19 protein-coding genes are annotated in these 18,008 nt (G+C 69.8%); 7 read left to right on the top strand and 12 right to left on the bottom strand.

Annotated elements, in window-relative coordinates:
- Nucleotides 1–54: 54 nt before the first annotated feature.
- On the top strand, nt 55–969 hold the full coding sequence (gene lhpI / locus J2851_RS26340; protein ID WP_209770030.1) for a bifunctional Delta(1)-pyrroline-2-carboxylate/Delta(1)-piperideine-2-carboxylate reductase: 915 nt from the start codon (nt 55–57) through the stop codon (nt 967–969).
- Between the two features lie 163 nt (nt 970–1,132).
- Here lhpI and argE read toward each other — a convergent pair whose 3' ends face one another.
- The 6 genes from argE to J2851_RS26310 are packed head-to-tail and all read right to left on the bottom strand — an operon-like array spanning nt 1,133 to nt 7,809.
- Nucleotides 1,133–2,296: an acetylornithine deacetylase gene (gene argE, locus J2851_RS26335; protein ID WP_209770029.1), complete on the bottom strand. Its 1,164-nt coding sequence runs from the start codon at nt 2,294–2,296 to the stop codon at nt 1,133–1,135.
- Nucleotides 2,297–2,315: 19 nt separating this feature from the next.
- The gene (locus tag J2851_RS26330; RefSeq protein WP_209770028.1) at nt 2,316–3,314 is read right to left on the bottom strand and encodes an ABC transporter ATP-binding protein; all 999 of its coding nucleotides are present in this window, start codon (nt 3,312–3,314) and stop codon (nt 2,316–2,318) included.
- Nucleotides 3,311–4,294, bottom strand: coding sequence for an ABC transporter ATP-binding protein (locus J2851_RS26325; RefSeq protein WP_209770027.1), 984 nt, complete (start codon nt 4,292–4,294; stop codon nt 3,311–3,313). The genes J2851_RS26330 and J2851_RS26325 overlap by 4 nt, the downstream gene beginning before the upstream one ends.
- Nucleotides 4,295–4,311: 17 nt before the next feature.
- Nucleotides 4,312–5,199, bottom strand: a complete 888-nt coding sequence (locus J2851_RS26320; protein ID WP_209770026.1) for an ABC transporter permease — start codon at nt 5,197–5,199, stop codon at nt 4,312–4,314.
- A complete protein-coding gene (locus tag J2851_RS26315) occupies nt 5,196–6,173 on the bottom strand; it encodes an ABC transporter permease (RefSeq protein WP_209770025.1) in 978 nt (325 codons plus the stop codon). The genes J2851_RS26320 and J2851_RS26315 overlap by 4 nt, the downstream gene beginning before the upstream one ends.
- 34 nt (nt 6,174–6,207) lie before the next feature.
- Nucleotides 6,208–7,809 (bottom strand): ABC transporter substrate-binding protein, encoded by a 1,602-nt coding sequence (locus J2851_RS26310; RefSeq protein ID WP_209770024.1) that lies wholly within the window; start codon nt 7,807–7,809, stop codon nt 6,208–6,210.
- A gap of 349 nt (nt 7,810–8,158) precedes the next feature.
- Here J2851_RS26310 and J2851_RS26305 point away from each other — a divergent pair, with 349 nt between their 5' ends.
- Nucleotides 8,159–8,365 (top strand): hypothetical protein, encoded by a 207-nt coding sequence (locus J2851_RS26305; protein ID WP_209770023.1) that lies wholly within the window; start codon nt 8,159–8,161, stop codon nt 8,363–8,365.
- Here the strand turns inward: J2851_RS26305 and arsN2 are convergent.
- Both arsN2 and J2851_RS36410 read right to left on the bottom strand, forming a co-directional pair.
- Nucleotides 8,328–8,828 carry an arsenic resistance N-acetyltransferase ArsN2 gene (gene arsN2, locus J2851_RS26300; RefSeq protein ID WP_209770022.1) on the bottom strand — a complete coding sequence of 167 codons (501 nt, stop codon included), beginning with the start codon at nt 8,826–8,828 and terminating at the stop codon, nt 8,328–8,330. The genes J2851_RS26305 and arsN2 overlap by 38 nt on opposite strands.
- A gap of 184 nt (nt 8,829–9,012) precedes the next feature.
- A complete protein-coding gene (locus tag J2851_RS36410) occupies nt 9,013–9,144 on the bottom strand; it encodes a hypothetical protein (protein ID WP_281416089.1) in 132 nt (43 codons plus the stop codon).
- Between the two features lie 215 nt (nt 9,145–9,359).
- Here J2851_RS36410 and J2851_RS26295 point away from each other — a divergent pair, with 215 nt between their 5' ends.
- The 3 genes from J2851_RS26295 (at nt 9,360) to J2851_RS36405 (ending at nt 11,799) form a co-directional block, all read left to right on the top strand.
- Nucleotides 9,360–10,166: an EcsC family protein gene (locus J2851_RS26295; protein WP_209770021.1), complete on the top strand. Its 807-nt coding sequence runs from the start codon at nt 9,360–9,362 to the stop codon at nt 10,164–10,166.
- Nucleotides 10,167–10,207: 41 nt separating this feature from the next.
- Nucleotides 10,208–10,606 (top strand): (R)-mandelonitrile lyase, encoded by a 399-nt coding sequence (locus J2851_RS26290; protein WP_209770020.1) that lies wholly within the window; start codon nt 10,208–10,210, stop codon nt 10,604–10,606.
- Nucleotides 10,607–10,740: 134 nt separating this feature from the next.
- Nucleotides 10,741–11,799, top strand: coding sequence for an FUSC family protein (locus tag J2851_RS36405; RefSeq protein WP_307420215.1), 1,059 nt, complete (start codon nt 10,741–10,743; stop codon nt 11,797–11,799).
- Nucleotides 11,800–11,814: 15 nt separating this feature from the next.
- Here the strand turns inward: J2851_RS36405 and J2851_RS26280 are convergent, their stop codons facing one another.
- The 3 genes from J2851_RS26280 to J2851_RS26270 form a co-directional block, all read right to left on the bottom strand.
- Nucleotides 11,815–12,027 (bottom strand): hypothetical protein, encoded by a 213-nt coding sequence (locus J2851_RS26280; RefSeq protein ID WP_209770019.1) that lies wholly within the window; start codon nt 12,025–12,027, stop codon nt 11,815–11,817.
- A 102-nt stretch (nt 12,028–12,129) separates the two neighbouring features.
- Nucleotides 12,130–12,492, bottom strand: coding sequence for a response regulator (locus J2851_RS26275; protein WP_209770018.1), 363 nt, complete (start codon nt 12,490–12,492; stop codon nt 12,130–12,132).
- A 139-nt stretch (nt 12,493–12,631) separates the two neighbouring features.
- A complete protein-coding gene (locus J2851_RS26270) occupies nt 12,632–14,521 on the bottom strand; it encodes a potassium transporter Kup (protein WP_209770017.1) in 1,890 nt (629 codons plus the stop codon).
- A gap of 206 nt (nt 14,522–14,727) precedes the next feature.
- Between J2851_RS26270 and J2851_RS26265 the strand changes: the two genes are divergently transcribed.
- Nucleotides 14,728–15,582 (top strand): oxidoreductase, encoded by an 855-nt coding sequence (locus J2851_RS26265; protein WP_209770016.1) that lies wholly within the window; start codon nt 14,728–14,730, stop codon nt 15,580–15,582.
- Between the two features lie 156 nt (nt 15,583–15,738).
- Here the strand turns inward: J2851_RS26265 and J2851_RS26260 are convergent, their stop codons facing one another.
- The gene (locus J2851_RS26260; RefSeq protein ID WP_209770015.1) at nt 15,739–16,650 is read right to left on the bottom strand and encodes an SMP-30/gluconolactonase/LRE family protein; all 912 of its coding nucleotides are present in this window, start codon (nt 16,648–16,650) and stop codon (nt 15,739–15,741) included.
- 199 nt (nt 16,651–16,849) lie between these two features.
- On the opposite strand from J2851_RS26260, the gene J2851_RS26255 reads away from it, so the two are divergent.
- The gene (locus J2851_RS26255) at nt 16,850–17,983 is read left to right on the top strand and encodes a sugar ABC transporter substrate-binding protein (RefSeq protein WP_209770014.1); all 1,134 of its coding nucleotides are present in this window, start codon (nt 16,850–16,852) and stop codon (nt 17,981–17,983) included.
- Nucleotides 17,984–18,008 lie beyond the last annotated feature (25 nt).

Here is an 18,008-nt window from a genome sequence, read left to right as displayed (position 1 = left end):
TCCTTCCCGTTAAATCGCCCCTCCCGCATCGTCCGTTCCAGGAGACTCACCGCGATGGCCACGGCCGCCCTGTCCATGCTGAGCGCCGAGCAAACCGCCGACTGCCTTCCCTTCGGCCCGCTGTGCGAGGCCGTGGCCCAGGCCGCCCGCGACTACGCCGCCGGGCGGATCACCAGCCCGGAGCGGCAGGTGCTGCCGCTGCCGAACAACGGCGTCCTGCTGTCCATGCCGGCCACCGCGTCGGACATCGGCATCCACAAGCTGGTCAACGTCTGCCCGGGCAACGGGGCGCTGGGGCTGCCGACCATCCACGGCGTGGTCGCCGTCTACGACGCGGCGACGGGCGCGCCGCGCGCGATCCTCGACGGCCCGACGGTCACGGGGCGGCGCACCGCGGCGGTGTCGATGCTGGCGATCCGCACGCTCGCCCGCAGCGCGCCGCGCCACGTCGCGCTGATCGGCGCCGGCAAGCAGGCCTCCGACCACGCCAAGGCGTTGGCGGCGCTTTATCCCGGCATCCGCGTGGACGTGCACACCCGCGCCTTCGACCGGGCGGAAGCCTTCGTGCGCGATCATGCCGGACTGGCGTTGGACCTGCGCCCGGCCTTCGGACCGGTCGATGCGGCGGCGGAGGTCGTCATCACGCTGACCAACAGCCTGACGCCGGTCTATGACGAGACCCCGCGCCCGGACCGCCTGCTGGTCGGCGTCGGCGCCTTCAAGCCGGAGATGGCGGAGTACGGCCCGACCGCCGTCCACGGCAGCGCGGTGTTCCTGGACGACCCGGCCGGCGGCCGGCACGAGGCCGGCGACCTGATCCAGGCCGGCTTCGACTGGGCCAAGGGGCGGTCCCTGGTCGATGCGCTGGAGGGGCGCGTGGACGCCGACGCCCCGCGTTTGTTCAAGAGCGTGGGCTGTGCGGCGTGGGATTTGGCTGCGGGGCGCTGCGCGTTGGCGCATTTGGGGTGAGGGGGAGGGGGTAGGTCCTGGCGTTGGGCCCCCCTCCCAACCTCCCCCCACCTTCGGCGGGGGAAGGAGTCACTCTCGAAGCGGCGGAGTTCCCTCCCCCGTCGAAGATGGGGGAGGGTTAGGGTGGGGGCCCAGCGCCAGGACCTCCCCCAACCACAAGAACTCAAACCACCGCCGCCTTCAGCCGCGTCAGGAACCGCTCCGCCCTTGCCAGCTGGTCGAGCGACACGAACTCGTCGGGCTTGTGGGCCTGGTCGATGTCGCCGGGGCCGCAGACCACCGCCGGGATGCCGGCCATGCTGGTGTAGAGCGCGCCCTCGGTCCCGAAGGCGACCTTGCCATGGTCGTTCCGCTCCACGAGGTGCTTCACCAGCGCGACGTCGTCCAAATCCGGCGGCGTGTCGAGCGCCGGGGCTTCCGACAGCGGTGTCCAGGAGAAGCCGGTGCCGGGTTGGACCGCGCGCATCTCCGGCTCCAGCGTCTTATGGGCGAAGTCCTGCACCTCGGCCAGCATGGGCGCGACCGGGTGGGTGGCGATGTGGCGGAATTCGAACTCGAAGGCGCAGTCGGTGGGGACGATGTTGCGCGCCGTGCCGCCCTGGATCACGCCGGTGTGCACCGTGGTGTGCGGCACGTCGTAGTCGGGATCGAACGGCCCCTCCAGCGCGAAGCGGCGGCCCATGCGGCGCAGGTAGGCGACGACCTCCGCCGCATACTCCACCGCGTTCACGCCGCGCGGCGCCAGGGAGGAATGGCAGGCGTGCCCGTGGACGTGGCAGCGCATCGACAGCTTGCCCTTGTGCCCGACCACCACCTGCATGCTGGTCGGCTCGCCCACGATGCAGAAGCGCGGCTTGACCGCCATGCCGGCCAGCCGTTCCAGCAGCCCGCGCACGCCGATGCAGCCCAGCTCCTCGTCGTAGGAGAAGGCGTAGTGGATCGGGGTCTTGAGGTCGGCCGCCAGAAAGTCCGGGGCCATGGCGAGTGCGGTGGCGACGAAGCCCTTCATGTCCGCGGTGCCGCGCCCGTACAGCTTGCCGTCGCGCTCCGTCAGGGTGAAGGGATCGCTCGACCAGTCCTGGTCGTCCACCGGCACCACGTCGGTGTGGCCGGACAGGCAGATGCCGCCGCGGTCGGTCGGGCCGATGGTGGCGTAGAGGTTGGCCTTGGTCCGCGTGTCGTCGAAGACCAGCGTGCTCTCCACCCCCAGGGCCGCGAGGTGGTCGCGGATGTAGTGGATGAGGTCGAGGTTGGAGTTGCGGCTGGTCGTGTCGAACGCGATGAGGTCGCGGAGCAGAGCCAGCGTGCGTGGGGAACAGTCGCTCATGATGGTCTGAGGCTTCTTGTCAAAGTGTGTCGTTCAGGTGGCAGGCTGACCAGCGCGCGGGCGCCACCTCGCGCAAGTCCGGCCGCTCCTGGGAGCAGCGGGGCATGGCATGGGGGCAGCGCGGGTGGAAGGGACAACCGGCGGGCGGATTCAGGGGCGACGGGATTTCGCCGCGGATCGGGGCGAAGCGGCGCTTCTCCAGCGTCACGCGCGGCGCCTCGTCCAGCAGCGCCCGCGCGTAGGGGTGGTTGGGTGCGGCGAACAGCTCCGGCGTCGGGGCCAGTTCGACGATGCGGCCGAGATACATGATTGCCGTGCGGTCGGAGATGTGCTGGACGACGCCCAAATCGTGGCTGATGAACAGGTAGGTGAGCCGCAGCTCCTCGCGCAGGCGCATGAACAGGTTGATGATCTGCGCCTGGATCGATACGTCGAGCGCCGCGACGGACTCGTCGCACACCAGGAAGTCCGGCTTCACCGCCAGCGCGCGGGCGATGCCGATGCGCTGGCGCTGGCCGCCGGAGAACTGGTGCGGGTAGCGGCGCATGTAGCCGGGGTCGAGCCCGACCGTGCGCATCATCTCGGCGACCGCCTCCGCAGCCTCCCGGCGCGGCACCAGCCCGTGCACCACCGGCGCCTCCCCGATGATGTCGGCGACGCGCAGGCGCGGGTTGAGGGAGGCCATGGGGTCCTGGAAGACCATCTGGATCTTCAGGTTCGCCTCGTGCCGCCCGGCGGGGGGCAAGTCGCGCAGGTCGGTGCCCCGCCATTGGATGGACCCGTCGCTCGGCGTCAGCAGCCCGGCGACCATGCGGCCGAGCGTGCTCTTGCCGCAGCCGGACTCGCCGACCAGCCCGACCACCTCGCCCTCCGCGACGGCGAGGTCGACCCCGCTGACCGCGTGCAGAACGCTGTCGTCCACCGAGGCGCCGAGACGGCGCGCGAACCGTTCGACCACGTCCAGCTTCCGCTCGAACCGCTTGGACAGGCCGGAGACCGCGAGGATGGGCCGGGTCATGCCGCCGCTCCCCGCGCGTCCGCGTCGTGGGGGTGCCAGCAGCGCCAGGCGTGGCCGTTCTCCGGAAGCTCCGGCATCACGGCGCAGGCGGCGTCGGCGCGCCCGCAGCGCGGCTGGAAGGCGCAGCCCTTGGGCAGGTCCAGCACCGACGGCGTCATGCCGGGGATGGAGCGCAGCGGCACGCCGCGCCGGTTGCGGCTGGGCACCGAATCCAGCAGGCCGCGGGTGTAGGGGTGGCGCGGCGCCTGGATCACGTCGGCGATCGGCCCGGTCTCCACGATGCGGCCGGCGTACATCACCGCCACCCGGTCGGCCAGCGCCGACACCACGGCGAGGTCGTGGGTGACCCAGAGCAGCGCCGTGCCGGTGTCCCGGCACAGGGTCTGCACCTCGAACAGGATCTGCGCCTGGATGGTGACGTCCAGCGCGGTGGTCGGCTCGTCGGCCAGGATCAGGTCCGGCGAGTGCAGCAGGGCGATGGCGATGGCCACGCGCTGGCGCATGCCGCCGGAGAACTGGTGCGGGTAGGCGGCCAGCCGCTCCTCGGGGGAGGCGATGCCGACGCGGCCCAGCGCGTCGCGCGACCGCCGCCGCGCTTCGGCCCGGCCGACCTTGTCGTGGGCCAGCACCGCCTCCACCATCTGGGTCTCGACGCTGAGCACGGGGTTCAGCGTCATCATCGGGTCCTGGAAGATCATGGCGATGCGCCGGCCGCGGATGGCGCGCAGCCGCTTCTCCCCGGCGGTGACCAAGTCCTCCCCATCGAACAGCACGCGCCCCCCGGCGATGCGGCCGGGCGGATCGACGAGGCCGAGGATCGACTGGCCGGTGACCGACTTGCCGGACCCGGACTCGCCGACGAGGCCGAGGATCTCGCCGCGCCTGAGATCAAAGCTGACGCCGTCCACCGCCTTCACGGTGCCGGCGCGGGTGGCGAAGTGGGTTTGCAGGTTCTCGACGCGCAGCAAGGGCTGGGTCATGGGGTCCATCCCTCCCCTCAATGGCTCAGGCGCGGGTTGAGGACGTCGCGCAGCCGGTCCCCGACCAGGTTGATCGCGACGATGACCACCAGCAGGGCGACGCCGGGGAACAGGGCGACCCAGTAGTTGCCCGACAGCATGAAGCCGTAGCCCGACGCGATCAGCATGCCCAGCGACGGCTCCGTCACCGGCACGCCGACGCCGAGGAAGCTCAGCGTCGCCTCCAGCGCGATGGCGTGGGCCACCTGCACGGTCGCCACCACGATCAGCGGCGGCAGGCAGTTGGGCAGCAGGTGGCGCAGCATGATGCGGTGGTGGGGCAATGCCAGGCAGCGCGCCGCCTCCACATACTCCTTGCGCCGCTCCACCAGGGCGGAGCCGCGCACCGTGCGCGCGTAATAGGCCCACTGCACGGCGGCCAGTGCGACGATGACCTTGTCCACCCCTTTGCCCAGCAGGGCCAGCAGGATCAGCGCGATCAGGATCGCCGGGAAGGACAGCTGGATGTCCACCAGCCGCATGATGGCGCCGTCCACCGCACCCCCGGCGTAGGCCGCGAGCATCCCGACCGCCACCCCGACCGCCAGCGCGATCAGTGTCGCCAGGATGCCGACCTCCAGGCTGGTGCGCAGGCCGAAGAAGATGGCCGACCACAGGTCGCGCCCCTGGTCGTCGGTGCCCAGCCAATAGGTCCAGCCAGCCCCGCCCGCCGTGCCCGGCGGCTGCAGGCTGTCCATGATGTCGAGCTGGGCGAGGTCGTAGGGATCCTGCGGCGCCACCACCTGGGCGAAGACGGCGGCGAGCATCACCAGCACAAGCACGGCGAGCCCGATAACCGCGACGCGCGAGCGCGCGAAGTCGCGCGCCAGCCGCCGGAGGGGTGTTTCCTCCCGCGCGGCGCTCATGCCCGCCCCCCGCCCAGCCGGATGCGCGGGTCGAGCATCGAATAGATCAGGTCGACCACGAGGTTGATCACCACGAACAGCAGCACCGTCAGCAGCAGGTAGGCGACCACCACCGGCCGGTCGAGCTGGAGGATGCTCTCGATCAGCAGCTTGCCCATGCCGGGCCAGGCGAAGACCGACTCGGTCACCACCGAGAAGGCGATGACGCTGCCGAGTTCGAGGCCGAGCACGGTGACGACCGGAATCATGATGTTCTTCAGGATGTGCACGCCGACCACGCGCGCGGGCGACAGCCCCTTGGCGCGGGCGAACTTCACGTAATCCTGCAAGGCGACCTCCCGCGTGCCGGCGCGGGCCAGCCGGATGACCAGCGACAGCTTGAAGGTGGCGAGGTTGATCGCCGGCAGGATCAGGTGGGCTAGCCCGTCGCGGGTCAGGAAGCTCCACTGCACGCCGAACAGGCTGGCGGTCTGGCCGCGCCCGCCCGCCGGCAGCCAGCCCAGCTGCACCGCGAAGGCCATGATCAGCATCATGCCGACCCAGAAGGTGGGCAGCGAGAAACCGAGGATCGATCCGGTCATGATGACCCGGCCCGCCACGCTGTCCGGCTTCAGCCCGGCCCACAGGCCGAGCGGGATGCCCAGCAGCACCGCCAGCAGCATGGCGGCCAGCGCCAGCTCCAGCGTCGCCGGGAAGCGTTGCAGGACGAGGCCGAGCGCCGGCACGCCGTGCACGAAGGACGTGCCCAGGTCGCCGCCCACCGCACTCTCCACGAAGCGGGCGAACTGGACGTGCATGGGCTGGTCGAGGCCGAGGCGCGCGATGGCGGCGGCGCGCTCCACCTCGTCCGCCTCGGGGCTGATCAGCACGTCGATGGGGTTGCCGATGGCGAAGATGCCCGTGAAGACGAGCACCGCCATGGCCGCGATGACGACCGCGCTCTGCGTCAGCCGCCGGAGGATGAACACGATCATGGACGACGATCCCCTGCGGACGACCTGGGCAGCCTTACGGCTGCGCCGGGACGACCTTGGCGGCCAGCGTGTACTGGTCGGCGCGGGGCTCGTAGCTCAGGCCCTTCTTCATGGCCCAGACGGTCACCTCGTAATGCAGCGGGACGATGATGGTGGCGTCCATCGCGCGCTTCACCGCCGCCTGCAGCAGCTTCTCGCGCTGGGCGTCGTCCACCGTGGCGAGTGCCGTTTCCAGCATCCCGTCGAACTCCGGATCGGACCAGCTGGTGTAGTTGGTGGTGCCGTAGCCCTTGTCCTTGATCGGCGTGGCGACCAGCGCCTTCAGCGGGGAGGACATCTCGCCCGAATCCGCCTGCCAGCCGGCCAGGAAGACGCTGTATTCCTGCTTGTTGCGCTTGGAGAAGAAGACGTTCGCGGTGGTCGCGTCGACCTTCGTCTGCACGCCGATGCGGGTGAACATCTGCGCGACCGCCTGGGCGACCTTGTCGTCGTTGATGTAGCGGTCGTTCGGCGTGCCGAGCGTCAGCTGGAAGCCCTTCGGGTAGCCGGCCTCCTCCAGCAGCTTCTTGGCCTTCGCGGCGTCGGTGTGGACCTTGACGTCGGGGTTGTTGCCGAAGAAGCCGGCGGGCAGGAACTGGTTGGCCGGCTCCGCCACGCCCTGCATGACGCGCTTCACGATGGCGTCGCGGTCCACCGCCAGCGACAGCGCCTCGCGCACGCGGGGGTCCTTCAGCGGGTTCTTGCCGTCGGTGCCGGTGATGGTCGGCGGCGTGTCCTGCACGCCCAGCGCCAGATAGATGACGCGGGCCGACTGCGCCTGGGCGAGCGTGACGGAGGGGGTGCCCTTCAGCCGCTCCATGTCCTGCACCGGCGGCGTCTCGATCATGTCCACGTCGCCGGCCAGCAGCGCCGCGACGCGCGGCCCGTCGCTGGTGATCGGGCGGAAGACGACCGTGTCCCAGGCGGGCTTCGGGCCCCAATAGTCGGGGTTGCGCTCCAGCACCTGCCGGCCGCCCTTGACGTATTCCTTGTGCTTGAACGGCCCGGTGCCGACCATCAGCGTGCCGTCGTTGAAGGCCTGGGAGGTCGGCCAGCTGTCGGCCTTGCACCCGGCCTTGTCGAAGGTGACCTGCTCGCCGCCCGCCGCCTTGGCGGAGATGATGCCGAAGGTCGCCAGCTCCGCCGGCAGCAGCGGGTAGGGCTTGGCGGTCTTGATGACCAGCGTGTGCGGGTCCGGCATCTCGATGGCGGCGATGCCCTTGGTGTAGACGGTGAAGGACGACGGGCTGTTGGCGACGTTCGGGATGCGGCAGACCGTGTAGACGACGTCCTGCGCGGTGAAGGGGCTGCCGTCGTGGAACTTCACGTCCCGGCGCAGCTTGAATTCCCAGGTGGTGTCGTCCACCGCCCGCCAGCTCTCGGCCAGTTCGGGCTGGAGCCGCATCTTGGCGTCGAAGCCGACCAGCGACTTGAACACATGCTTGCGGGCGCGCGTGTTGGGGCCGAGGTTGTGGTAATGCGGGTCGAGCGAGCTGGGCTCAGCCGAGGTTCCGATGGTGAGTGTGGCGGCCGGTGCCGACCCGGCGCCGGCGAGAATCGCCGCGGCCGTCGCAAGTCCAAGGAGCCGAAAGACCATAATGTCCCATGTCCCCCATGCGGTGACTGTGTGGCATGTGACGAAAACCCCCGCCATCGTTCCCGGGTCTTGTTCGCACGTTGTGTGGGCGCCCGTGGATTCGATGGTGACTTATCGCCATGCGCTGGACGCGTGGCGTGTTTTCAACGATCAGAAACCGATTCCGGCGGCCTGTCAACATACGGCCGTGCGTGACGGACAGGCCGGGAGTCGCCGGGCGTCAGCCGCGCGTCGGTGGCGCGATTCGCCCATTGGGGACAGGCGATAGCCCTCACAGGAACTGGCCCGGGCGTCCAAAGTGGCGGACACTGTCCGCATAAGAACGTGGAGGATCGCCGGAGGGGACGTCATGAACACCCAGGACGAGGAAAAGGCCCGGGAATCCCTGAGGTTCATCGAACAGGACATCACGCGGATCGACGAGCGGATCGCGCTGGAGGAGGACCGGGGCCGGAACGCGCAATCGGCGGTGCGGAAACTCACCCTGGTGCGCGACGCCCTCCTGAAGGAGGCTCAGGTCATTCTCGACCGGCTGGATGGCCGGACGTCGCCGTAGCGGGTGGAATCAGGTCGCGGCGCAGGCAGACGGCGCTGCCCGGACACAGGCCGGCGAACTGCGCGCTCGCGGCGATGTCCGCGGGGGCGGACTTGCGGTCGGCGCGCTGGAAACCCAGCCGTTCGAAAAAGCCCGCGACACCGATGGTCAGCAGCCAGAGCCGCTCCACGCCCAGGCGCCGGGCCTCCTCGCTCACCGCGGCGACGACGGCCCGGCCGGCCCCGCCGCCGCGCCGCTCGACCGGAACGACGACGGAGCGCAGCAGGCCATCCGCGCCATAGGCCTCCAGGCCGCCGTAGCCGAGCAGCCCGTCCCCGTCCTCCACCCGCCAGAAGTGCCGCCCCGGCGCGGTGAGGTCCCCGGTGGGAAGACCATCAGCGGCGAGCAGCTCGGCCAGCAGCGGCATGTCCTCCGCGGTCGGGGGAGTGACGGATGGCGCCGACAGGACGGCCTTCTGTTCCATGACGGGGTGCTCGCGCCGACGTTTCCAGAACAGTCGAAATGTTAACGGCGCGCGGAGCCGGCGGCAAGGGCGGGATGATCGGCGAATTGTCGCTGACCAAAAACGAAAACAGGCCGCGCCGGAGGCGCAGCCCGTTTTTCGGTATCAACCTGTGCCGCCTGCGCGGCGCCGGAACAGCGGCGGCTTAGCGGGCGAAGAGGCTGTAGACGATGTAGACCGGGGTGGCCTTGAACCAGTCGGTCAGGAACTCGCGGATGGAGTGACCGGCGTTCGAGGAGGCCGGGGCGGTGCCGTGGGAGAAGGTGGTGGTCGTCATGGTGTGTCTCCGTTGATCTGATGGCCTCAATATAGTCTGGTATACCATATACAAGATACGCAATCATCGCAGGGCAGGAAGGCGGGAAAATTACGGCCGCACGAACAGTGCGCAGGGCCAACGATGCGCCCACATAGGATCGCGTGCGATCCGCCCGGCGGGCGGCGCTGTTAAGCACAGGACATGTTCAGCGTCACGAATCGGGGAGACACCACATGCAGGGACGCGCCGTCGTTTCGCGCCAGACCAACGCCTGCGCCATGCTGGATCCGGCGGACTACGAAACGCTTGAGCGGGCGGCGGCCGAGTATCTGGCGGCCCAGGGCGCGCTGATGGGGGTGATGACCACGCTGGGTGGCACGATCGAGAAGGGGCTGAACCGCCTTCCGGTGGGCGTCAAGGACGGCATCGTGGGCAAGGTCCGCGACACGCTCGACTACGCCCAGCGGGTGTCGCTCAGCGGCATGGAGAATGACGCCGGGCGCAACGCGTCGCAAGGCCTCTACAGCCTCGCCGCCGCGGCGTCCGGCGGCATCAGCGGCTTTCTCGGCCTTCCCGCGATCCTCGTGGAGCTGCCGGTGACGACCGTCACCATCCTGCGGTCGATCGCCGACGTCGCCCGCTCCAAGGGCGCCGACCTCAGCGATCCCGGCGTTCAGGCGACCTGCATCGAGACCTTCGCCTACGGCGGCCCCCTGGAACACGACGACGACGCCGACCTCGCCTTCTTCGCGGCGCGGGTCGGCGCGCCGGAACTGGCGGAAATCGTCGCGCGGGTCGCCGTGCGCTACGCCGGCGCCATCCTGCCGAAGGTCGCGGTGCAGGCGGTGCCGGTCACCGGGGCGGTCCTGGGCGCCGGCCTGAACTGGTCCTACATGCGCTTCTACCAGGCCATGGCGAGCGTCCTGTTCACCCTGCGCCCGATCGAACTCAGGTACGACCGCGACCAGGTGCGCTCCTGCTTCGGCTCGGTGGTGCGGGAACTCAAGCGGCCGCAGTCCGGCGGGTGGCATCCCGGCTGAGGGGGCTTGGGCGGCGCAAACCGGTAGAAGGAATTTCAATCATGGACATCAAGAGAAGTGGCTCGCAGCCGTCCGCAAAAGGTCCGGCCGAGTATTTCACCGGCACTGTCCGCATCGACCCGCTGTTCCAGGCGGACGACCCGGCCCGCGTGGCCGGCGCCAGCGTGACCTTCGAGCCGGGCGCCCGGACCGCCTGGCACACCCATCCGCTGGGCCAGACCCTGATCGTCACCGCCGGCTGCGGCTGGGCGCAGCGCTGGGGCGGCCCCATCGAGGAAATCCGGCCGGGCGACGTCGTCTGGTTCCCGCCGGGCGAGAAGCACTGGCACGGCGCGGCGCCGACCACCGCCATGACGCACATCGCCATCCAGGAACGGCTCGACGGCAAGGCCGTGGACTGGCTGGAACAGGTCACCGACGAACAATATTCGGCGCTGTGACGCATCTGGAAGGACCTTCGTCGCGTCCGGCCGGCGCCTAATGGCCGACGCGGAGTAGTCCTCCGCAAGAGTCCTTGTCGCCGGACGGAGCGCACGGGCACTCTGCGGGCGGACTGCAGGAAGACGGAGGTCCGGTGGCGCGCTGGCTGTCCCGCAACCGTTCGAAGCTGGTGCATGCCCTGCGGATGACGGCGTCGAGCCTGGTTGCCTTCGCGCTGGCCGAGGCGTTCGGCCTGCCGCAGGGGTTCTGGGCCGTGATCACGGCGCTGATCGTCACGCAAAGCAACGTCGGCGGGTCGCTGAAGGCGGCGATCGACCGGTTCGCGGGATCCCTGCTCGGCGCCGTCTACGGCAGCGCGGTGGCCTTCCTGGTCCCGCACAACGACACCCCGGCCCAGGCCGCGGCTCTGATCCTGTCCGTGGCGCCGCTGTCCTTCATGGCCGCCTTCTCCGCCGGGTTCCGGATCGCGCCGATCACCGCCATCATCGTGCTTCTGTCCGCCAGCGGTTCGACCCTGGGGCCGCTGGGATTCGCGACCGACCGTGTCCTGGAGGTCGGGCTGGGCTGCGCGGTCGGCATCCTCGTGTCGGTGCTGGTCGTGCCGGCCCGCGCGTCGCGGTCGGTCCTCGACACGGCGGGGGAGGTCGCGGGGCTGCTGGCCGACCAGCTGGACGCGCTGGCGACACCCGGCGACCCGGCCGGCATGACCGCGCTGGTGGTCCGGACGCGCCAGAGCCTGAACCGGCTGGAGGTGCTGGTGGGGGAGGCGGCGCGCGAGCGGCGCTCCCGCCTGACCGACATGCCCGATCCGGAACCCCTGCTGCGCACGCTGATGCGCCTGCGCCACGACGTCGTCATGCTGCGCCGTGCGGTGGGGGAACCGGGCGACCAGGCCCTGCCCGCCGGGGCGGCGGATAGCTGGATGTCCGCGGCGCGGACCGGCGCCGCCGTGCTGCGGCACTTGGCCGGGTCGCTGTCGACGGGCAGCGCGCCCGGCCCGTCGGCGGACATGGTCGGCGCGATCGGCGAGTACCGGGGGGCGATCGACGCGATGCGGCGGGCGCAGCAGACCCGCCATCTGCCGACCGAAACGCTCTGGCGCCTGTTCGGCACCGGATTCGCCCTGGAACAGTTCCGCCGCAACCTCGACGACTTGGTCGAACGGACGGGAGAGTTCGCCGGCCGTCGGTGATGGCCGGCGCAGCCGCTACCGGGAACGAGGCGGCGCGGCCGCGGGGCTTGGCCGCCGGCTTTCCTCCAGCGCCCCGAGATGGTCGAGCAGCCGTTCCAGCGTGTCGATGCGCAGGCCGACGCAGCGCACGCCATGGCGCTGCGCGGCCTTCAGGGCGGTGCGGAGGAGGACGCGGTCCATGTCGGTCAGCGCGGTGTCGGTCAGCGCGGTGGTGGCGGGCGTCGTCATGGCGAGGGTTCGGGGGCAGGGGTGGACGTATCCTCCCCCACCTACCACGCCGCACCCGCCCTGGCTGTGACGGCCGTCACGTCTTCGCGCGGAATTCCGCTATTACGCGGTGCCCAGCAGGGATTGGAAGGCGCGCAGCAGCGCGTCCTCGGTGAAGGGCTTCTGAACGACGGCGATCAGCCCCGGCTCTTCATCCGGGAGGTTCTCGGTGACGCCGGTGGTCACCAGGATCGGCAGCTCGGGCCGATGCTCCCGCATGCGGTTGATCAGGCTGGTCCCGTCGAAATGCGGCATCCGGATGTCGGTGACCAGGATGTCGGCCGGGTCCTTCTCGTCGATCTTGTAGGCGTCGAAACCGTTGCGCCCGATGGTGACGCGGTGGCCGCGGGCTTCCAGCGTCTCCGCGATGGTCACCGCGATCAGCGGGTCGTCCTCGGCGACGATCACATGGAAAGGCTTGGACATCGTCGGCTAACCCCATTCGCGAAGCGGCAATTCCTGTCCATGTAGCCGATCGCGGGGCGGCGCACCAACTCGCAAAAGGTGATAGCCGGCGGGGGAGGGCGGCGGCCTAGGAAGAACCGCCGACCGCTCCCGATACCCGTCAGATCTCGATCTGCATGCCCAGCTCGACCACGCGGCCGGGCGGGATGCGGAAATACTCCGACGCGCTGCCCGACAGCTTGGACAGGGCGATGAAGACCAGCTCCTGCCAGCGCGGCAGGTCCGGCCGGCTGGAGGGGATCAGCGTCTCGCGGCTGACGAAGTAGGTCGTGTCCATGGGGTCGAAGGGCAGGCCGGGGATGCGGCGTTCCAGCAGGGCGTTGGGGATGTCCGGCTCGTCCATGAAGCCGTAATGGGCGATCACCCGGAAGAAGCCCGCGGTGTAGGGCGTGACCTGGAACCGGTCGGCCGCGGGGACGTAGGGCACGTCCTCCGTCTCCACGGTCAGCAGCACCACCCGCTCGTGCAGCACCTTGTTGTGCTTCAGGTTGTGCAGCAGCGAGGGCGGCAGGCCGCGCGCGCTGCTGGTCAGGAACACCGCCGTGCCGGGAACGCGGGGGACGGAGCCGCCCTTGACCCGGTCGAGGAACAGGTCCATGGGCATGCCGCTCTCGGCCAGGCGCTCGCGCAGCACCACGCGTCCGCGCCGCCACGTCATCATCAGCCAGAACACCGCCGCCGCGACGAGCAGCGGGAACCAGCCGCCGTCCGCCACCTTCAGCAGGTTCGCTCCGAAGAAGGCGAGGTCGACGCTGAGGAATCCCGCCAGCGCCAGGATCGCCGGGACCAGCGGCCAGCGGCCGAGCCGCCGCGCCACCTTGTAGGCCAGCGCCGTGGTCGCGACCATCGTCCCGGTCACCGCGATGCCGTAGGCGGCGGCGAGGTTGGTGGAGGACTGGAAGACGATCACCAGCAGCACCACGCCGGCCAGAAGGAACCAGTTGATCGCCGGCAGGTAGATCTGCCCGATCTCGTGGGCGGACGTGTGCCGCACCTCCATGCGCGGCAGGTAGCGCAGGTGCATGGCCTGCCGCGTCATGGAGAAGGCGCCGGAGATCACCGCCTGGCTCGCGATCACCGTGGCCGCGGTCGCCAGCGCGACGAGCGGCAGCTGCGCCCAGTCCGGGGCGAGGTGGAAGAAGGGGTTCTCGATGGCGATCGGCTCGCGCAGGATCAGGGCGCCCTGGCCGAAGTAGCAGAGCAGCAGCGACGGCAGAACCAGCCCGAACCAGGCGATCCGGATCGGGAAGCGACCGAAATGGCCCATGTCGGCGTAGAGCGCCTCGCCCCCCGTGACCGCCAGCACGACCGCGCCCAGCAGGAGGAAGCCGTGCCAGCCGTGGTCGGCCAGCATGCGGACGGCGTGGGTGGGCAGCAGCGCCTCCAGCACCTGCGGCTCCTGAACGATCTGGGCGAGGCCGAGCGCCGCAAGAACGAGGAACCAGACGACCATCACCGGCCCGAACAGCGACCCAACCCGCGCGGTGCCATAGCGCTGCACGACGAACAGCAGCACCAGGATGGTCAGCGTGATCGGCAGGACGAAGCGGTCGAACACCGGGGCCGCGACGCTCAGCCCCTCCACCGCGCTCAGCACCGAGATGGCCGGGGTGATGACGGCGTCGCCGTAGAACAGCGCCGCCCCGATGATGCCGGCGGCCATCACCGCCTTCGTCTTGCGGTGCCCTGGGCGCATCCCGCGCAAGGCCAGCGCGGTCAGGGCCAGGATGCCGCCCTCGCCCTGGTTGTCGGCGCGCATGATGAAGACGACGTACTTGACCGTCACCACGACGACCAGCGCCCAGAAGATCAGCGACAGGATGCCCAGCGTGGTTTCGGGATCGGTCGCGAAGCCGCCCTGGGTGAAGCATTCCCGAAGGGTGTAGAGCGGGCTGGTGCCGATGTCCCCGTACACGACCCCCAGCGCGCCGAGGGTGAGCGCGCGGAGCTTCGCCGTGCCGTGGGTGGCGGGGGAGGGGCTTTCGGCCATGGGTCACTCGATGGGGTATCGAAACGGCCGCGCATCATGGGCGCGCCGCGGAATAAAGCAACGCTTCCGATTCTCCGCCCGTTCATACGAGGCTTGCAAGGGCCGCAGCGGTGGAATGCGTTCGGTTCGGTTTTGCAACGGTTGGCCCGGATTGGCGTTGAGCCGACAATCCACCCGTCCCAACCTCCGGAGTCAGGAGAAGGCCCATGGCGTCGACCGAGTCGGACACCCCCGTCTGGTTCATCACCGGCTGTTCCACCGGCTTCGGCCGGGAACTCGCCCGCCTCGTGCTGGAGCGCGGCTGGCGGGTCGTGGCGACCGCGCGCAAGCCGGACACCCTGAAGGACCTCGTGGCCGGGCACGACGGCCGCGGCCTCGCCGTGGCGCTGGACGTCACCGACCAGGCCCAGGTCGACGGCGCGGTGCGCGCGGCGGAGCAGGCCTTCGGCCGCATCGACGTGCTGGTGAACAACGCCGGCTACGGCTACCTGTCGGCGGTGGAGGAGGGCGAGGACGCGGAGATCCGCGCCATGTTCGACACCAACGTCTTCGGATTGGCTGCCGTCACCCGCGCCGTGCTGCCGGGCATGCGCGCGCGGCGGTCGGGGTGTATCGTCAACATCTCCTCCCAGGGCGGGATGATCGGCTTCCCCGGCTCCGGCTACTACGCCGCGACCAAGTTCGCGGTGGAGGGCCTGTCGGAATCGCTGTCGAAGGAGGTCGGGCCGATCGGCCTGCGCGTGCTGATCGTCGAGCCGGGCCCCTTCCGCACCGACTGGGCCGGCCGCTCCCTGAAGCAGTCCGCCACCTTCATCGACGATTACGAGGCGACGGCGGGCTCGCGGCGCAAGCAGATCTCCGGCTACAGCGGCAAGCAGCCCGGCGACCCGGTGCGCGCGGCCGACGCGATCATCAAGGCCGTGCAGTCGGACAACCCGCCGCTGCGCCTCGTGCTCGGCCGCATGGCCTTTGAGGGCGTGACCGGCAAGCTGAGGACCACGCTGGAGGAGGTGGAGGCCTGGAAGGACACCTCGCTCGGGGCGGATTTCCCGGACGCTTAATCCCCTCGCCCGCCTCCGGCGGGAGAGGGAGGGACCCATGCGAAGCATGGGAGGGTGAGGGCTCGGTTTCTCGGGACGACCTTGCCCTCACCCTCCCGCCTGCGGCGGGTCCCTCCCTCTCCCAGCGGGGCTGGGAGAGGGCGTTTCAGCGCCCCCTCAGAACGTCTTCACGCCGTTGACGCAGGTCAGCACGGCGTAGAGGGAGGTCGTGGCGCAGATGTACAGGCGGTTCCGCTTTGGGCCGCCGAAGACGACGTTGGCCACGACCTCCGGCACGCGCACCTTGCCGATCAGCGTGCCGTCGGGGTGGTAGCAGTGGACGCCGTCGCCGGCGCTGGTCCAGAGGCGCCCGTCCTCGTCCAGGCGGAAGCCGTCGAACAGGCCGGCGGTGCAGGTGGCGAAGACCTCCCCGCCGGACAGGCCGCCCTCCTCCGACACCGCGAAGGTTCGGATGTGCCGCGGCCCGTCCGCGACGTGGGTCGCCCCGGTGTCGGCAATGTAGAGCGTCCGTTCGTCCGCGGAGAAGGCCAGCCCGTTCGGCCGCACGAAGTCGTTCGCGGCGATGGTCACCGCGCCGCTGCGCGGGTCGATCCGGTAGACGTGGCAGGCGCCGATCTCGCTGTCCGCCTTGTGCCCTTCATAGTCGCTGTCGATGCCGTAGGCCGGGTCGGTGAAGTAGATCGTCCCGTCGGAGCGGACGACGACGTCGTTGGGGCTGTTCAGCCGCTTGCCCTCGTACCGGTCGGCCAGCACGGTGATGGTCCCGTCATGCTCCGTCCGGGTGACGCGGCGGTTGCCGTGCTCGCAGGTCACCAGCCGGCCCTGGCGGTCCACCGTGTTGCCGTTGGAATAGCCGGCGGGGGAGCGGAAGACGCCCACCGTCTCCGTCGTCTCATCAAAGCGCAGCATGCGGTCGTTGGGGATGTCGCTCCAGACCAGATAGCGCCCGGCCGGGAAATAGGCCGGCCCCTCCGCCCAGCGGCAACCGGTGTGGAGCAGGTCGAGCCGCGCGTTGGAGTTGACCAGCCGGCGGAAACGCGGATCCAGAATCTCGGTCAACTGGCTCATGGCATCCTCCGGCGATGACGGTGCGCGGAGCTTACAACGGCGTTGGTCTACAACGTAACTATCCGATTGGCTGATTGATAGACCGTCTAACATTTGGAAGACTGCGCCGATATCCGCCGCGCACCGCCGGACTGGACCGGCCGTCGCCCGCGCGGACGCAAAGGCCCGGAAAGGGCCATCAAATCAGGGAGGAATCACCATGATGCGCAGCCTGCGTCTGCCGGCGGCCGTGGTTGCCGGCCTGTTGCTGTCCACCGCCGCCGCGGTCGCGGCGCCCAAGACGGTCTCCGGGCCGGGGCCCGATCCACAATGCTTCAAGCCCTGGAAGGCGGACACGAAGTACATGCAGTGGCCGAAGAAGGACGGCCCGTACCGGGTCGCGATCGTCAACGGCTTCGTCGGCAACACCTGGCGCATCCAGATGATCCAGACCGCCAAGGCCTACGCCGAGCAGCCCGGGATGAAGGACCGCATCAAGGAGCTGAAGGTCGTCTCCACCGGCACCGACGTGGCCGCACAGCTGGGCGCCATGGAGGACTTCATCAACCAGGGCTACGACGCCATCGTCACCATCGCGGTCGCCCCCGACGGCTTCGACCGGGTGATCCGGCTGGCCGACCGCAACAACGTGGTCGTTGTGCCCTTCGACAACGTGCTGGACACCGACAAGGTGATGCAGGTCAACGAGGACCAGCTGGAGATCGGCCGCATCTCCGCCCGCCACATCCTGAAGGAACTGGGGTCCAAGCGCGAGGGCAAGATCCTGGAGGTGCGCGGCCTGCCCGGCAACTCCGTCGACCGCGACCGGCATCTCGGCTTCCGCGAGGTGATGGAGAAGGAAGCGCCCAAGTTCCAGATCATCGAGATCGTCGGCAACTGGGACGACGGCACCTCGCAGAAGGCGACGGCCGACGCGCTGGCCGTGCACGGGCGGTTCGACGCGGTCTTCACCCAGGGCGGCTCCACCGGCACCGTGCGCGCCATGATGGACGCCAAGCACCCCTTCGTGCCCATGGCCGGAGAGGCGGAGAACGGCTACCGCAAGCTGATCGCGGAGCACGCCAAGGACGGGCTGAAGGGCCTGTCCTACGGCCAGTCGGCGGGCCTCGTCGCCATCTCCATGAAGGCGGCGCTCTCGGCGCTGGAAGGCAACCCGATGCCCCAGCTGATCTCCGTCCCGATTCCGGTGGAGGACTACACGACCCTGAAGGCGGGCGTGAACTACTGGCCCGACCTGACCGACAACTTCTTCGCCGCCAACGCCTTCCCGGCCTGCGGCGTGAACATCTCCGCGCCGGAGATCATGGCGAAGGACGCGAAGAACGTTCAGTGAGCGGGTGCTTCCTAACCCTCTCCCC

This window comes from Azospirillum rugosum, assembly GCF_017876155.1.
In the GTDB taxonomy this organism is placed as follows: Bacteria; Pseudomonadota; Alphaproteobacteria; order Azospirillales; family Azospirillaceae; genus Azospirillum; species Azospirillum rugosum.
The sequence above is the reverse complement of the archived record's forward strand: the minus strand, read 5'-3'. Positions and strand labels throughout refer to the sequence as shown.

Bases quoted from the DNA above. Each gene is read 5' to 3' on its own strand.
- lhpI (WP_209770030.1), top strand. From the start codon at position 55: ATGGCCACGGCCGCCCTGTCCATGCTGAGCGCCGAGCAAACCGCCGAC.
- argE (WP_209770029.1), bottom strand. From the start codon at position 2,296: ATGAGCGACTGTTCCCCACGCACGCTGGCTCTGCTCCGCGACCTCATC.
- J2851_RS26330 (WP_209770028.1), bottom strand. From the start codon at position 3,314: ATGACCCGGCCCATCCTCGCGGTCTCCGGCCTGTCCAAGCGGTTCGAG.
- J2851_RS26325 (WP_209770027.1), bottom strand. From the start codon at position 4,294: ATGACCCAGCCCTTGCTGCGCGTCGAGAACCTGCAAACCCACTTCGCC.
- J2851_RS26320 (WP_209770026.1), bottom strand. From the start codon at position 5,199: ATGAGCGCCGCGCGGGAGGAAACACCCCTCCGGCGGCTGGCGCGCGAC.
- J2851_RS26315 (WP_209770025.1), bottom strand. From the start codon at position 6,173: ATGATCGTGTTCATCCTCCGGCGGCTGACGCAGAGCGCGGTCGTCATC.
- J2851_RS26310 (WP_209770024.1), bottom strand. From the start codon at position 7,809: ATGGTCTTTCGGCTCCTTGGACTTGCGACGGCCGCGGCGATTCTCGCC.
- J2851_RS26305 (WP_209770023.1), top strand. From the start codon at position 8,159: ATGAACACCCAGGACGAGGAAAAGGCCCGGGAATCCCTGAGGTTCATC.
- arsN2 (WP_209770022.1), bottom strand. From the start codon at position 8,828: ATGGAACAGAAGGCCGTCCTGTCGGCGCCATCCGTCACTCCCCCGACC.
- J2851_RS36410 (WP_281416089.1), bottom strand. From the start codon at position 9,144: ATGACGACCACCACCTTCTCCCACGGCACCGCCCCGGCCTCCTCGAAC.
- J2851_RS26295 (WP_209770021.1), top strand. From the start codon at position 9,360: ATGCAGGGACGCGCCGTCGTTTCGCGCCAGACCAACGCCTGCGCCATG.
- J2851_RS26290 (WP_209770020.1), top strand. From the start codon at position 10,208: ATGGACATCAAGAGAAGTGGCTCGCAGCCGTCCGCAAAAGGTCCGGCC.
- J2851_RS26280 (WP_209770019.1), bottom strand. From the start codon at position 12,027: ATGACGACGCCCGCCACCACCGCGCTGACCGACACCGCGCTGACCGAC.
- J2851_RS26275 (WP_209770018.1), bottom strand. From the start codon at position 12,492: ATGTCCAAGCCTTTCCATGTGATCGTCGCCGAGGACGACCCGCTGATC.
- J2851_RS26270 (WP_209770017.1), bottom strand. From the start codon at position 14,521: ATGGCCGAAAGCCCCTCCCCCGCCACCCACGGCACGGCGAAGCTCCGC.
- J2851_RS26265 (WP_209770016.1), top strand. From the start codon at position 14,728: ATGGCGTCGACCGAGTCGGACACCCCCGTCTGGTTCATCACCGGCTGT.
- J2851_RS26260 (WP_209770015.1), bottom strand. From the start codon at position 16,650: ATGAGCCAGTTGACCGAGATTCTGGATCCGCGTTTCCGCCGGCTGGTC.
- J2851_RS26255 (WP_209770014.1), top strand. From the start codon at position 16,850: ATGATGCGCAGCCTGCGTCTGCCGGCGGCCGTGGTTGCCGGCCTGTTG.